The organism is Rhodoferax sp. TH121 (assembly GCF_002251855.1).
Taxonomy (GTDB): Bacteria; Pseudomonadota; Gammaproteobacteria; order Burkholderiales; family Burkholderiaceae_C; genus Allorhodoferax.
In genome coordinates this window covers 25244-38931 of sequence record NZ_NOXW01000020.1, presented here as the reverse complement: position 1 = coordinate 38931, position 13688 = coordinate 25244, and the positions used below count along the sequence as shown (strand labels likewise).

Here is a 13688-nt window from a genome sequence, read left to right as displayed (position 1 = left end):
TTTTTTAACCTGGAGTTCTTATGATGAAGATGAAAATCGTTGCTGCTGCTGCCCTGGCACTGTCTACCGGCATGGCCTTTGCCCAAAACGCGGTCGTTACCATCGCCCACGTCGGCCCCACCAGCGGTGCGATTGCCCACTTGGGTAAAGACAACGAAAACGGCGCCATCTTGGCCGTTGAAGAACTGAACGCTGCTGGCGTGACCATCGGCGGCAAGAAGGTCACCCTGAAGCTGATGACCGAAGACGACGCTGCTGACCCCAAGCAAGGCACTGCAGTCGCCCAAAAGCTGGCTGATGCCAAGGTTGTTGGCGTGGTTGGTCACCTGAACTCCGGTACCACCATTCCCGCTTCCAGCATTTACAGCGAAGCTGGTATCCCCCAAATCTCTCCCTCCGCTGCCAACCCCAAGTACACACGCCAAGGCTTCAAGACAGCCTTCCGCTTGGTGGCTGACGACGCTCAACTGGGCGGCACACTGGGCAAGTACGCTGTGTCCACCCTCAAGGGCAAGGCCATTGCTGTGATCGACGACCGTACCGCTTACGGCCAAGGCGTGGCACAAGAGTTCACCAAGGCTGTGAAGGCCGCTGGCGGCAACGTGGTTGCTACTGAATTCACCACCGACAAGGCTACCGACTTCAACGCCATCCTGACCACCATCAAGGGCAAGAAGGCTGACGTCGTGTTCTTCGGCGGTATGGACGCTGTTGCCGGCCCCATGCTGCGCCAGATGAAGTCCCTGGGCATCAACGCCAAGTTCATGGGTGGCGACGGCATCTGCTCCACCGAACTGGTGAAGTTGGCTGGCGACGCCGTGGCTGACAACCAAGTCTACTGCGCTGAAGCCGGTGGTATCGAAGCTGGCAGCCCCTTCGAAAAAGCACGTGCTGATTTCGACAAGAAGTTCAAGGCCAAGTTCAATGCTGACGTTCAAGTGTACGCACCCTACGTGTACGACGGCGTGAAGGTCATGGTTGCCGCCATGGTCAAGGCTGGTTCCTCTGACCCCGCCAAGTACCTGCCCGTGTTGGCAGCTACCAAAGACTTCAAGGGCGTGACAGGCAACATCTCCTTTGACAACAAGGGCGACATCCTGAACGGCGCACTGACCCTGAAGACCGTCAAGGGCGGCAAGCTGGAGAAGGTCTCCGTCATTCGCTAATAGCGATGCGGTTCCTGGCAGCGCGAGCTGCCTGGACACGCACAAAAAAGCGCACCTCTTGGTGCGCTTTTTTTTATGGCCGCTTGGCCGTATCAGCCGCGTGGCTGCAAGCCCACCGGCACATACCGCGCCAGCCGCGCGGCAATGGCGGATTCATGCCGCTGCCACCATACGCCGAGGGCCACCACACCCAAGCCCAGCAGCGTCAGCGCCAGCGGGAACAGCAGGCTGTCCTTGAACACCTCGTGCGACAAATGGCCCAAGTACAGCGCCACACCCAACGCACCAAACACCGTGAACACGCGCCGCCCAATCGCTGCGCCCGCCATCACCAGCACCAGATTGATCAGCGCATACACCAACTTGCCCAACTCCGAGTCCGACTCGCGCAGGCTCAGGCCACACCAAAACATCAGCGTGCCAAAGATATAGAGCCAAAACGCGAAGTCCTGCCGCCACTCTGTGGTCTTGGACAAACGGCTGCGCACATCCACCCACATCGCCATGGCCACCGTGCCGATGCCGAACACCAGCGACACATCGCGCATGAACGCCCACTCCCAGCCATGGTCGTTGAGCAGGGCATTGGCCACATCCATGCTCATGTACCAAAGCGTCAGCGCCAGCGGCATCACCATGAAAGGCAAGCGGTAGCGCCACAGCATCACCACGCCTGCAGCCAGCGTGGCAAATTCAAGCGTGATCCAGCGCCAGTCAATGCGCGTGTGGTAGCTCGAAAACGCCTCAGGCCCACCGGGCGGCCACAGCCCAGCCAGGCTCTGCGCACTCCAGACTGCCAGCGGCACCAGAACCACCGCCAGCGTGGCCAGCAAGCCCGCAGGCACACGCAGGCCACGCGTTTTGAAATGGTCAGCCACCAACAGGCACGCCACCATGTAGCCCAGCGCAATCGCCAGCAGCGCCCCCGCGCCCAATGACTCAAATCCCAGCGTCATGAACAGGCTCATGGCGCCAATGGCAACCAAGCCGCCAAAGTAATACAACACATTCACAAACCCAAAGGCCGGTGCTGCATGCACCTGCACGGGCGGCTGCGTGTGTGCCGGGGCGCCATGGCTCCAGCGTTGCCACAGGCTCTGGGCCTGCGCTTCGGTCACCACGCCATCACGCGCAGCCTCCTTCAAATCCTGCAAACGCAGCTCCACCACCAGATTGGCAGTGTCCGTAAAGTCTTTGATGTGCATGGTGCATACCTGCTGTGGTTTTGCCGCATATGTACCACAGGCGGGCTCCTAGAATCCGCCCATGCACAGCCCCACGCAAACCGCCCTGGCCGCAGACCTGCCCGCCATCCTGCAGCAGATCCATACCGAAGCCCAGGCCCTGTTTGGCCAAGGCCGGGTGGCCAGCTACATCCCGGCACTGGCCGAAGTAGCGCCGCAGCAGTTCGGCATGGCGGTAGCGCTGGTGGATGGCAGCACCTACCAAGTGGGGGATGCGCACACGCCGTTTTCGCTACAAAGCATCACCAAACTCTTCACCTTTGTGCTGGCGCTCAAGACCGTGGGCGACGACCTGTGGAAGCGCGTAGGCCGCGAGCCGTCTGGTGCCGCCTTCAACTCCATGGTGCAGCTGGAAACTGAAAAAGGCATTCCGCGCAACCCCTTCATCAACGCAGGGGCCTTGGTCATCACCGACATATTGACCACCCGCTACGCCCACCTGGACTACGCGCTCCTGGGCGCCCTGCGCCGCCTGACCGATGACCCCGAGCTGAGCTGGAACGCGCGAATCGCCAAGTCCGAGCGCGACACCGCCCACCGCAACATGGCGCTGGCCTACTTCATGAAAAGCTATGGCAACTTCATGAACGACCCCGAGCTGGTGCTGGACAACTACTGCCGCCAGTGCGCCACCGAAATGAGCTGCGCCCAGCTCGCCCAGGCCACCATGTTCCTGGCCAATGGCGGGCGCGACCTAGGGCGCGATGGCCAACCCGATGAACAGTTCTTGAGTGCAGATGACGCCCGCCGCGTCAACGCCCTCATGCTCACCTGCGGCGCCTACGACGCTGCGGGCGACTTTGCCTACCGCATCGGCCTGCCCGTCAAAACGGGGGTGGGTGGCGGCATTGTTGCAATTGCACCGGGCGTGGGTACCATTGCCGTGTGGGCCCCGGAGCTGGACGCCAAGGGCAACTCGGTGCTCGGCGCCTTTGCCCTGGAACGGCTGGTGCAACTGACCGCCTGGAACCACACCCCATAACAAAAAAACCAGGGAGCCTCTGCAGACGTTGGAAAGGGCGCCATGCCCATTTGGCTCAAAACGCTGCGTACCAGCCTAGCGTGTCTGCTGGCACTGGCTACGTGGCCCGTGCAAGCGGAAACACTTTCCGTTGTGTATGCCCGCGAAATCGCCGAGACCGACAGTCGGCTCGAGTACCCCGTGCGCCTGCTGGAGCTGGCCCTGAAAAAATCCGGCACCCACTACGACATCCGCTCCTACCCCCGCCCTATGCCACAAGGTGCCGCACTCGGTCGGCTGGCCACCGGCGCGGGAATCAACTTGGCGTGGAGCATGACCTCCAAAGACCGCGAAGCGCAGCTGCTGCCCATCCGCATCCCCATCGACAAAGGCCTGTTTGGTTACCGCATTGCGTTTGTGCGGGAACAAAACAAGGGCATCATTTCCAGCGTCAAAGGGCTGGGAGACTTGCGCGCCTTCTCGGCCGGCCAGGGCCACGACTGGCCCGACACCGACATCCTGCAAGGCAACGGCCTGCGCGTCACCACCAGCACTGCTTACGAAGGCCTGTTTGCCATGCTGCAGGCAGGCCGGTTCGACTACTTTCCGCGCTCCATATTGGAGATATGGGACGAAACCGCGCTGGCCAGCAAGCAGCAACTGGTGGTGGAAGACAAGGTGCTGCTTTACTACCCCGCAGCCATCTACTTTTTTTTGAACAAGAAAGATGTGGCCCTGGCCCAAGCCATTGAAAACGGCCTCTACAAAGCCATGGCCGATGGCAGCTTTGATGCGCTGTTTTACGAACGCTTTGGCGATGTCATAAAACGCGCCAACCTGCGCGGCCGCGTGACCATTGCGCTGAACAACCCCCTGCTACCCGCCGAAACGCCCCTGTCGCGCAAGGCGCTGTGGCTGGACGTCAACAACCTGCCCAAATAAACGCCTGGCTCACGCCTCGGCCCAGACCAGGCGGTCCCGCCCCCGCCCCTTGGCCGCGTAGAGCGCGTAGTCGGCGCGGCGCATGTTGTGGGCCGCGTCCTGGCTGGGGTCCAGCATGGTGAGCCCGGCCGAGCAGGTGTAGGCAAAGTCCGACACCTCGGGCAACGGGCGGGCGCTGCGCACCTTCTCCAGCACCCGGCCCACCATCTGCTCCAGTGCATCGTGGCTAATGTTGGGCACCAACAGCATGAACTCCTCGCCCCCCAGGCGGCCAAAACCGTCTTCACGGCGCAGCGTGGCCTCTACCAGCCGGGCAAAGTGCACCAGCACCGCATCGCCCGCATGGTGGCCATAGGTGTCGTTCACCCGCTTGAAATGGTCCAGGTCCAGCATCACCAGGCCGCAAGGCTGCTGGCGCTCGCGCAGCTGGTCTAGGCGCTTGTCCAGCTGCTGCATCACATGCGCGCGGTTGCTGATGCCGGTGAGCGCATCCACCTGCGCGGCCCGCAGCGCCCCGTCGCGCGCCAGGCGCAGCGAACGCTCCCCCACCCGCATGGACGAAATATCAAACGCCACACACAGCATCCAGCCCTGCTCGTCCACCGTCTCGGTCATGTAAATCCAGCGGCCATCGGTCAGGTCGGCCTCAAAGGTGCGAAACGGCAGCTTGCCCCGGCGCGAGCGGGTGGACGTGAGCCAGGCCTCAAAGTCATCCGTTTTGATGGCCGCGCCCACACCCGAGGTGTGGCTGCAGCGCATCAAGTCGGTCCAAGTGGGCTCGGCCCCCGGGGCCACGTCAAACGCCTTCCGAAACGCCGGATTGGCATACCGCATGGTGTCCGTCACATCAAACAGCGACACAAACAGCGGCGACTGCTCGTACAACCGCGCCATCTGGAGCGCCTGGGCGTTGGACACAATGGGTGACGAGGCCATAAACAGCTGCTGGTTCAAATAGTGTGGAAACTGCTGTGCCCCAGTGTACGGGCGGCCCTGCACAAAGCAAAGCGCCGTCTAAAATCCAACGCATGAGCGCCAACACCCCCTCTTCCGCCGCTAACGCCGCCAACACACCCGAAACACCCAAGATCAGCAACTTCCTGCGCCAGATCATCGAATCCGATCTGGACAAAGGCACCTACGCCCAGCGCCGCTGGGCCGGCACCCCCGGCGACGCCGCCCACCACGCCGCGGGCCAGCCTGACCCCGCAAAAATCCGCACCCGTTTCCCCCCCGAGCCCAACGGCTACCTGCACATCGGCCACGCCAAGAGCATCTGCATCAACTTCGGCCTGGCGCGCGACTACGGCGGCGTGTGCCACCTGCGCTTTGACGACACCAACCCCGAGAAGGAAGACACCGAATACGTCAACTCCATCATCGACGCGGTGAAGTGGCTGGGCTTTGACTGGAACGGATCGGCCGACGCCGCGCCCTACCAGGCCAGCGACTACTTTGGCTTTATGTACCGCGCCGCGGAATATCTGATTGAAGCGGGCTACGCCTATGTGGACGAGCAAACCGCCGAACAAATGCGCGTGAACCGCGGCGACTTCAGCAAGCCCGGTGTGGACAGCCCCTTCCGCGCCCGCACACCTGCCGAAAACCTGGCCCGCTTTCGCGAAATGCGCGATGGCAAGCATGAAGATGGATCGATGGTGCTGCGCGCCAAGATCGACATGGCCAGCCCCAACATCAACATGCGCGACCCGGCCATCTACCGAATCCGCCGCGCCACGCACCACAACACGGGCGACACCTGGTGCATCTACCCGATGTACACCTACGCGCACCCCATTGAAGACGCGCTGGAACAAATCACCCACAGCCTGTGCACGCTGGAGTTTGAAGACCAGCGCCCGTTTTACGACTGGCTGCTGGAGCGCCTGAGCGAGGGCGGCCTGCTGGCTGCCCCCGCACCGCGCCAGTATGAATTTGCCCGCCTGAACCTCACCTACGTCATCACCAGCAAACGCAAGCTCGCGCAGTTGGTGTACGACCACAAGGTGAGCGGCTGGGACGACCCTCGCATGCCCACCATCGTGGGCCTGCGCCGCCGCGGCTACACGCCCGAGAGCCTGCAAATGTTTGCCGACCGCATTGGCGTCACCAAGAGCGACAGCTGGATTGACTACAGCACGCTGGAAGGCTGCCTGCGCGAAGACCTGGAGGCCAAGGCCCACCGCGGCATGGCCGTCATCAACCCCGTGAAACTGGTGCTGACCAACTGGGACGACCTGATGGGCGCCGGCCACCTGGAGCCCTGCACCCAGCCCGCCCTGCCCCACCCGCCCGAAGGTGTGGAATCGCCCACGCGCCACTTCACCATTGGCAAAGAAGTGTGGATAGAGCGCGAAGACTTTGAAGAAGTCCCCCCCAAGGGCTACAAGCGCCTGTTCCCCGGCAACAAGGTGCGCCTGAAGGGCGGCTACGTGATCGAATGCACCGGCTGCACCAAAGATGCGAACGGCACCATCACCGAAGTGCTGGCCACCGTGGTGCCCGACACCAAGAGCGGCACGCCCGGCAGCGACCTGGTGAAGGTGAAAGCCGCCATCACCTGGGTGGGCGTGGCCAACGGCGTGAACGCCGAAGTGCGCATGTACGACCGCCTGTTCTTGGATGCACAGCCCGACGCAGGCGGCAAAGACTTCATCGAGAGCCTGAACCCAAACAGCCTGAAGGTGGTGACCGCGATTGTTGAGCCTTCATTGGCCAATGCTGCGCCGGACCAGAAGTTTCAGTTTGAGCGGCATGGGTACTTTGTGGCGGATCGGGTGGATCACGTGCCGCTAGCCAAGCCGGTGTTTAACTTGGCGGTGGGGTTGAAGGATAGTTGGGGAAAGTAGTCCAGCCATATGCACACTTGGACTCATTCAATTAGGCACCACCTAAAGCAAGGTGAGTCGCCAGAAAAGATCGTGTCTCGTGTGTATGAAACTTATCCAGCTAGAGCGTTTGAAAAGCTGCATGGATACGACATCGAGTTTGAAATTAAACGCCGTATCGCAGACGAATTGAATGTAGCGATAACGAGTGTCTTAATTTGTGGTTCTGCACAAATTGGAGAAAGTATCCACGCTGGAAAGCCATTCGATGCAGCCAGATCAGATCTCGACATAGCAGTCGTTGATAAGAATTTATTTATCTATCTTGGCTTAGTTGCACAAACGAAGACCAAGGACTTCCAAGACTTGACCAGCTTTCCAAAACTCACTGGTATCGACGACGTTCCCAGTTTGTATAAGAACAACTACTGTCGCGGGTTCATTCACACTTTCACCCTACCAAGTTGTGAAGAAAAGAGAAAAATTAGCGACCTATTTAGTTCGCTAACTAAGCAATATGTTGGCAAGTTCACCTCAATCAGTGGGTCTGTGTACTCGACGCTTCAAAGCTTTGAGCGTAAGCAGGCGGAAACAGTTAGATTGGTCAAATAAGGATTCCAATGATTAAGTATCAAATTCGCTCAAAAGAACTCTTAGACCTGGTAAACGAATACCGAAATCGCCGTCTTATTATTTCTCCTTACTTTCAACGCGATCTGGTTTGGCGGGAGCTACATAAGGTTGATTTCATAAAAACGATTCTGAGCGGATATCCGTTCCCACAGATATTCATTTCGCGCGGGAAAATCGACGTAGAAAGTATGACAGCCACTTCATGCGTTGTTGATGGTCAGCAGCGATTGAACAGCATCATCGAGTATGTGGGCGATGTTTTTCCCGTCGATGGAAAACGCTTCAGTGAACTCGAGTCTTCGGCAAAAGAAGACTTTCTTAAGTACCAAGTACCAATAATTGATCTCGATCTGATTGAGAGCGATCCACAAATAAAAGAACTATTCAAGCGACTGAACCGAACCTTCTATTCATTGTCAAAGATCGAGAGACTTGCGACTGAATACTCTCCTTCGGAGTACATGTTGGTCGCAAAACTTCTTGCTAATCAGCTATCACTGAGTGATGAAGAGCTGGAACCCATGATGAGGGATCCGAATGTTCCGCCAGCAATCTACGAATGGGCCGCAAATCAAAAAGTTAGCTCATTTCAAAAATGGCTCACGACCACGGGCCTATTCACCGACTATGAGCTATCACGTAAAGTTCATCTAATGTTCACCCTCAACTTGATGAGCTCAACAATGTCTGGCTTCTTCAATCGAAATGAACTTTCTGAGGAATACCTGAATCAATATTCTCAAGAGTTTCCCGACAAAAATGTGGTTTTAAAAAATCTTGAGGAGACTGCGAAGTACTTGTTGAAACTAAAGCTGAAGGAAAATTCATACTGGATGAACAAAGCGAACGCTTTCTCGCTCTTTGTCGCCGTATTTGAATCACGAAAAGTTGCGGAAGTTGATGCGAAGAAATTGAAGGCAGCGCTTGAGTTGTTTGAGAAACAGGTTCCACAAGACTACTCTCTTGCTGCTAAAGAGGCTGTGAATAACAAACGCGAGCGAGTATTACGACATGGCGCAATTCAAGCCCTCATCGCCGACATCCAAGGTCAACCAAGTACCTAGGTTTTTTGCTGTGTAGTCGTCTTCCGCCGGACGTGTAAGTGCGTCTGTACGGAGTCGCCCTCACCCGACCTCACTTCTTTCACTTCCAGATATGCCGCTTGCTGGCGAATCAACTCACCCAGCTTCGCTACGCCGTAGTTGCGCGGATCAAACGATGGGTGGCTGCGGTTAATCTGCCCGCCCAAGACAGCCAGCGTGGTCCAACCGTCTTCGCGGGCAGTTGCGTTCAACGCGTTGAGCAATATCGGTTTGAGTTTGGGCCACTCAGCCACTGGTTCCTGGTCAGTTTTGGATTCCTCTGGTTCAGTGCGCAAGATTTCTGTATAGATGAACTTGTCACAAGCTGCTTGAAAGGCGGCTGGAGTTGAACGCTTTCCGAAGCCATAAACGATAAGGCCGGCCTCTCGAATTCGTGTGGCAAGTCTGGTGAAGTCGCTGTCGGACGACACCAAACAAAAGCCATCGACACGACCTGTATGAAGTACATCCATGGCGTCGATGATCAAAGCGGAATCAGTAGCGTTTTTTCCGGTGGTGTAACTGAACTGTTGAATAGGTTGTATGGCTTGCGTGTGCAAGACATCCTTCCAGCCTCCTAGCTGGGGCGTAGTCCAATTTCCATAGGCGCGCTTTATGGTCGCAGTTCCATATCGAGAGACTTCCTCAAATAGCTCTGTGACTATTTTTGACGTGTCATTGTCGGCGTCGATCAGAACCGCAAGTTTCTGATTTGCGTTTATGGCCATGGCTTTTCTCCCTGAGTTTTGCAACATCGTACATCGCGTTATCCTCTGCCAATGCAACCCCAATCCATCCTCCACTTCTGGTTCGAAGAGCTAACTGCCAAGCAGCACTTCGTCAAAGACGCCGCGCTGGACGAAACCATTCGTGCGCGGTTTGGCAACACGCTGGAGGCGGCGGCGCGGTGTGAGCTGTTTGCTTGGCGTGCGACGGCGGAGGGGCGGCTGGCGGAGATCATCGTGTTGGACCAGTTCTCGCGTAACGCCTACCGAGACACGCCTCGCGCCTTTGCGCAGGACGCACTGGCGCTGGTGTTGGCGCAGGAGCTGGTGGCTAGCACTCATGACCGCAGCCTGCCCGAAGCGCAGCGCGTGTTTGCCTACATGCCCTATATGCACAGCGAGTCCGCGCTGGTGCATGCGCAGGCGGTGGCGCTGTTTACGCAACTAGGCATACAAGACAACCTGAACTTCGAGCTGCGCCACAAAGCCATCATCGACCGCTTTGGCCGCTACCCCCACCGCAACGCCATTCTGGGCCGCACCTCCACCGCCGAAGAGCTGGCCTTCCTGAGCGAGCCGGGCTCTTCGTTCTAGGCTTCTGCGGATGGCACCAGACCGTTTCAACTGGATCGAGCGGCCGGGCCGCGAGTTCCCCTTCTTCAACGACCAGCCCGAACGCATCTCCGGGCCGCAATGGCTGCTGGTGATGGCGATGGTGGTCGCCGGGCTATTGGCGGTGGCGCTTCCCATTCACTGGCCGTTGGGGGCCTTGGGCAGGCTGGTACCGGCGCTGCTGATTGTTGTGATTCCGCTGTGGGGTTTGCATTGGGTCGCCCCAGGGCATTGGAAGAGTTTGTTTGCCAAGGTCTCGGCGCGTGACGTGCTGTGGATGTTTGTGTTTGCCCTGCTCAACATCGTGGTGACTTTGGGTGTGGGCTTGGTGCTCATGCAGTTCATGGCCGAAGTGTCAAACCCCGCTTCTGCGGCGCTGAAGACGGGCGATACGCTGGATCGCCTATTCATCTTCGCGAGCATGGCGCCGCAGCTGCTGGGCGAGGAGCTGATCACCATCCTGCCCTTTCTGGCGCTGATGGCGCTGTTCACCAAGCGCTTTGGCGCCAGCCGCAAGACGGCTATCGTGGGTGCATGGCTGGTATCCGCCGCGTTGTTCGGCCTAGCGCACTTGCCCACCTATGGCTGGAATGTGGTGCAGTGCCTGGCCATCATCGGCACCGCCCGGCTGGTGCTGACGCTGCCGTGGATCATGACCAAGAACCTGTGGGTCTCTACCGGCGCCCACATCATCAACGACTGGACGCTGTTTGGCTTGGGCCTGTTGGGCGGTGCTGCTTTGCTGTAAGGCGCATGGCCGTATGGTTGCTACGCTTTTAGGAGCTGCTTGCGCAGAATTTAAGCGGGCTAGAGGCCAATTTCATTCAAAATATGCCCCATGGCGCGCCGCAAACACCACCACGTTTATGTGATTGAGCTGCACAAAGATGTGCTGCTGGAGCCGCGCTTTCGCAAAAACAACCCGGGCTATGTGGACGGCAAGCCCTGTGTGTACGTGGGCATGACCGGGCTGGACCCGGATGTGCGCTTTGACAAGCACAAGGCCGGCATTCAGGCCAACCGCTTCGCCCAGCACTACGGCCTGCGTCTGCTGCCCGACCTGTACGAAGGCTTCAACCCCATGCACTACCAAGACGCGGTGGACAAGGAGATCGAGGTGGGCATCGACCTGCGGTCTGCCGGGTTTGGGGTGTGGCAAGCTTAGGGCATTAGCCTCAAATTGCTACGCTTTTAGTAGCTTCTTGCGTACATTCCACAAGGGCTAGCCGTGCTTTTTATTCATAATTGCCTCTCACCATGCCACTAGTCCCCACATACATCCACCTGCCCGACGGCCCCGTTGCCGGCCCTTTGCAGCTGCTGCCGGTGAATGCCGATGTGCTGGCCGTGCACACGGCTGATGGCGCGCACCTGGGTTCGCTCAAGAAAATTGGCGCGGTCTGGAAGTTCAAGGCCGTGGGCTATGACGCAACGGGCGCCGTGGAGCCCGGCGGCGGGCCTCTCACCCACCAGCACAATGTGCAGTTTCAAACACCCGATGCCGAAGCGGTCAGTGCCCGCCTGCTCGGCCGGGGCTAGCTTCTGACCTGGTTGCGCCCGCCGCGCTTGGCGCGGTAGACCGCCGCATCGGCAGCCGCCATGAGTGCCTCAACGGATTGGCCGGGCTCGTACGTGGCTGCACCGATGGACACCGTTACCGCCAAGGGCGGGCTGGTGGGCAGCGGCTCGGCGGCTACGGCCCGGCGCAGGCGCTCGGCAACTTCCAGTGCGGTGTCGAGTGTGGTGAGGGGCAACACGATCAAGAATTCTTCGCCCCCGTAGCGGGTGCACACATCGCCTTGGCGCAGGCCGTCGCGCACCCGTTGTGCAAAGGTGCGCAACGCCTCGTCACCCACAAGGTGGCCGTGGATGTCGTTGATCTTCTTGAAATAGTCGATATCCAGCATGAGGATAGAGAAAGGCTGGCCGGTGCTGGCAGCGAATTCGAGTTGTTGCTTGAGCAGCTCGTCCAGCGCGCGGCGGTTGCCTTGGCCGGTGAGCGCGTCGGTGGCTGCATCGGTGCGCACTTTGGTGAGCAAGCTGCGTAGTTGCTGCGCCAGGGCTGCGTTGGCCAACTGCAAGCTGATGCCCTCCAGCACCCGACTGGCGATGCGGGTGGAGTGATAGAACATGAGCACCTGGAAGATGCTGAAGGCCACGATCAAATCCCAACCGTATTGCGGGTTGGCGTAGCGGGCCAGCCCCACCACAGCCACCAGCCACATGACCCCGCTTTGCAGGTAGTAGCCGCGGATATAAGACACATAGACCTGCGCGTTGACCGCGCTCACCCCGCACAGCAGGGCTACGAGGATGGCATCCAACAGCACATCGTGCCCGGCCAACAGCCAGCCTACCAGCCCCCAGGCGAAGCCGTCCAGCGTAGCCATGGCCCGCATGCGCAGCCCGTGTACGGCCAACTCGCACTGGCCTGCCAGTGCGCGGTGGATGGAGAGCAAGCCCATCATCCACACGGCCAAAAACACCACCAACCAGAGAATCAGGTTGCGCTCGGGCGTATGGCCCCATGCCATCCAGGCGCCCACAAACCAGCCCACCGGCGTGGTGTGCAAAGTTTGGCGGAAGGATGCGACCCACAAGGCGAAACCGGTCTGGTCAATCACCGCGCGGTCACTGGGCGCGGGCTTGGAGGGGGCTTGCATGGGCGGGGTAGGTAGGGTTGTCTGGCGGCTGGTTGTCAGCTTCTTCAAATCATTCTACGGAGGCACACGCCAAAGCGCCACCTGCGAAGTTGTGCAAACGGTTTCAGCACGCCACCGACAGCCCGGAAACCACGCGGCTCTTAAAATAAGGGGTTTTGTCGTCTGGAAGCCGAAACATCATGCCCCCTAAATCTCAGAACAAGCCTTTCGTGATCGGCGTCGCAGGCGGCAGCGGCAGCGGCAAGTCCACGGTGACGCGGGAGGTGCTGGCCTCCATCGGGCCAGAGATGGCGTCGGTGGTCTACCAGGACGACTACTACCTGGACCAGACCCACCTTTCGCCGGAAGAGCGCGTCAAGACCAATTACGACCACCCCGATGCCTTCGACTGGCCGCTGATGGTGCAGCAGGTGCAGGCCCTGCGCCGTGGCGAGGCCATCGACATGCCGACCTACGACTTTGTGAAGCACAACCGCGCGCCCACCACCGTGGTGGTGAACCCGGCGCCGGTGATCGTGGTGGAGGGTTTGTTTGCGCTGTTCGACCCCGAGCTGCGCAAGATGATGTCGCTGAAGATTTATGTGGATACGGCGCCGGATGTGCGCTTTATCCGCCGCCTGCAGCGCGACATCTCGGAGCGCGGGCGCAGCGCCGAGAGCGTGATTGCGCAGTACCTGGAAACGGTGCGCCCCATGCACAAGCAGTTCATCGAGCCCACCAAGCGGCACGCCCACGTGATCTTGCCGCACGGCGCCAACGACCCGGCGGTGGACATCATCACCACCAAGGTGAAGACGCTGATCCGCGACCTGGAACGCGGCTAAAACCACCG

15 protein-coding genes are annotated in these 13688 nt (G+C 59.3%); 11 read left to right on the top strand and 4 right to left on the bottom strand.

All coding sequences use genetic code 11. The features are described 5' to 3' along the window. Window positions 1-23 precede the first annotated feature (23 nt). Window positions 24-1166 carry a branched-chain amino acid ABC transporter substrate-binding protein gene (locus CHU94_RS06255; RefSeq protein WP_094479245.1) on the top strand — a complete coding sequence of 381 codons (1143 nt, stop codon included), beginning with the start codon at window positions 24-26 and terminating at the stop codon, window positions 1164-1166. A gap of 92 nt (window positions 1167-1258) precedes the next feature. Here the strand turns inward: CHU94_RS06255 and CHU94_RS06250 are convergent, their stop codons facing one another. Next, window positions 1259-2371 carry a DUF2157 domain-containing protein gene (locus tag CHU94_RS06250; RefSeq protein WP_176451940.1) on the bottom strand — a complete coding sequence of 371 codons (1113 nt, stop codon included), beginning with the start codon at window positions 2369-2371 and terminating at the stop codon, window positions 1259-1261. Between the two features lie 61 nt (window positions 2372-2432). On the opposite strand from CHU94_RS06250, the gene CHU94_RS06245 reads away from it, so the two are divergent. Both CHU94_RS06245 and CHU94_RS06240 read left to right on the top strand, forming a co-directional pair. After that, a complete protein-coding gene (locus tag CHU94_RS06245; protein ID WP_094477909.1) occupies window positions 2433-3392 on the top strand; it encodes a glutaminase in 960 nt (319 codons plus the stop codon). A 42-nt stretch (window positions 3393-3434) separates the two neighbouring features. Next, on the top strand, window positions 3435-4313 hold the full coding sequence (locus CHU94_RS06240) for a hypothetical protein (protein ID WP_094477907.1): 879 nt from the start codon (window positions 3435-3437) through the stop codon (window positions 4311-4313). Between the two features lie 9 nt (window positions 4314-4322). Here the strand turns inward: CHU94_RS06240 and CHU94_RS06235 are convergent, their stop codons facing one another. After that, on the bottom strand, window positions 4323-5249 hold the full coding sequence (locus CHU94_RS06235) for a GGDEF domain-containing protein (RefSeq protein WP_094479241.1): 927 nt from the start codon (window positions 5247-5249) through the stop codon (window positions 4323-4325). Between the two features lie 92 nt (window positions 5250-5341). Between CHU94_RS06235 and CHU94_RS06230 the strand changes: the two genes are divergently transcribed. From CHU94_RS06230 to CHU94_RS06220, 3 genes are all read left to right on the top strand, one after another. Next, on the top strand, window positions 5342-7162 hold the full coding sequence (locus CHU94_RS06230) for a glutamine--tRNA ligase/YqeY domain fusion protein (protein WP_094477905.1): 1821 nt from the start codon (window positions 5342-5344) through the stop codon (window positions 7160-7162). Window positions 7163-7234: 72 nt separating this feature from the next. Next, window positions 7235-7753, top strand: a complete 519-nt coding sequence (locus CHU94_RS06225; protein WP_141211400.1) for a hypothetical protein — start codon at window positions 7235-7237, stop codon at window positions 7751-7753. A gap of 8 nt (window positions 7754-7761) precedes the next feature. After that, window positions 7762-8838 carry a DUF262 domain-containing protein gene (locus CHU94_RS06220; protein WP_094477901.1) on the top strand — a complete coding sequence of 359 codons (1077 nt, stop codon included), beginning with the start codon at window positions 7762-7764 and terminating at the stop codon, window positions 8836-8838. On the opposite strand, the gene CHU94_RS06215 is transcribed toward CHU94_RS06220, so the two are convergent. Continuing rightward, complete coding sequence (locus CHU94_RS06215) at window positions 8835-9584, bottom strand: NYN domain-containing protein (protein ID WP_094479239.1); 750 nt, start codon at window positions 9582-9584, stop codon at window positions 8835-8837. The two genes, CHU94_RS06220 and CHU94_RS06215, sit on opposite strands and share 4 nt — an antisense overlap. 51 nt (window positions 9585-9635) lie before the next feature. Between CHU94_RS06215 and CHU94_RS06210 the strand changes: the two genes are divergently transcribed. The 4 genes from CHU94_RS06210 (at window position 9636) to CHU94_RS06195 (ending at window position 11732) form a co-directional block, all read left to right on the top strand. Further along, entirely contained in the window at window positions 9636-10175 is a 540-nt protein-coding gene (locus tag CHU94_RS06210; protein WP_094477899.1) for a DUF924 family protein, read from the top strand. Window positions 10176-10185: 10 nt separating this feature from the next. Then, window positions 10186-10941 carry a CPBP family intramembrane glutamic endopeptidase gene (locus CHU94_RS06205; protein WP_094477897.1) on the top strand — a complete coding sequence of 252 codons (756 nt, stop codon included), beginning with the start codon at window positions 10186-10188 and terminating at the stop codon, window positions 10939-10941. 90 nt (window positions 10942-11031) lie between these two features. Beyond that, a complete protein-coding gene (locus CHU94_RS06200; RefSeq protein ID WP_094477895.1) occupies window positions 11032-11358 on the top strand; it encodes a hypothetical protein in 327 nt (108 codons plus the stop codon). 92 nt (window positions 11359-11450) lie between these two features. Next, a complete protein-coding gene (locus CHU94_RS06195; RefSeq protein WP_094477893.1) occupies window positions 11451-11732 on the top strand; it encodes a hypothetical protein in 282 nt (93 codons plus the stop codon). Here CHU94_RS06195 and CHU94_RS06190 read toward each other — a convergent pair. Continuing rightward, window positions 11729-12856 carry a diguanylate cyclase gene (locus CHU94_RS06190; RefSeq protein ID WP_141211399.1) on the bottom strand — a complete coding sequence of 376 codons (1128 nt, stop codon included), beginning with the start codon at window positions 12854-12856 and terminating at the stop codon, window positions 11729-11731. The two genes, CHU94_RS06195 and CHU94_RS06190, sit on opposite strands and share 4 nt — an antisense overlap. Window positions 12857-13035: 179 nt before the next feature. Here CHU94_RS06190 and udk point away from each other — a divergent pair, with 179 nt between their 5' ends. Continuing rightward, window positions 13036-13680: a uridine kinase gene (udk, locus tag CHU94_RS06185; protein WP_094477889.1), complete on the top strand. Its 645-nt coding sequence runs from the start codon at window positions 13036-13038 to the stop codon at window positions 13678-13680. Window positions 13681-13688: the final 8 nt, after the last annotated feature.